This window comes from Gordonia phosphorivorans (genome assembly GCF_042432625.1).
GTDB classification, from domain to species: Bacteria; Actinomycetota; Actinomycetes; order Mycobacteriales; family Mycobacteriaceae; genus Gordonia; species Gordonia phosphorivorans.
Map to the genome: position 1 here is coordinate 1 of NZ_JBHLWV010000032.1, position 618 is coordinate 618.

Here is a 618-nt window from a genome sequence, read left to right on the forward strand (position 1 = left end):
GCCGTTGTCTCCGCTGCCGTTGTCTCCGCTGCCGTTGTCTCCGCCGCCGTTGTTCCCGCCGCCGTTGTCTCCGCCGCCGTTGTCGCCGCCGCCGGTGGGCTTGGCGACGGTGAAGGAGATGGGCTTGTTGTAGTTGCGGTCGCCGATGGTGCTGCCGCTCATGTGCATGGTGGTCTGTTGGGCTTCGCCGGTGGCGCAGGCTTCGGTGACCGTGTAGATGGCGTTGACCTTGATGACGGAGCTGCTGGCGCCGTTGATGCGCCATCCGCCGCTGGGTGCGTTGAACAGGACGTATGAGTCGGCGGTGCCGGTCTTGTCGTCGGTGGATTTGATGGTGTTGGAGCCGTTGGCCGAGACGAAGTCCAGGCACTGGGGGACGACCTGCTTGACCTTGTAGACGTAGCGGTCGATCTTGGAGTGGCTCAGGGTGTTGGAGATGGTGATCTGGTCGCCGACCTTGGGTGTGGTGTCGGTGATGCTGGTGGTGAACGTCCAGAGGCCCATTGCCCCGGAATCGTCTTCGTACCACTCGATGTTGTCGCCGGCCGCGGTGGCGGTGCCTGCGGCGAGGGCGAGTGCGAACGCGGCTGCTGCGCCGGTGGTGAGGCCGGCGGCCAG

At 65.7% G+C, this 618-nt stretch carries 1 protein-coding gene; it reads right to left on the minus strand.

Translation table 11 applies throughout. The annotated features are described in order from the left end of the window. Positions 1–618, minus strand: a 618-nt coding sequence (locus ACFFJD_RS16660; RefSeq protein WP_382366214.1) for a hypothetical protein, incomplete at both ends; no start/stop codon positions are given.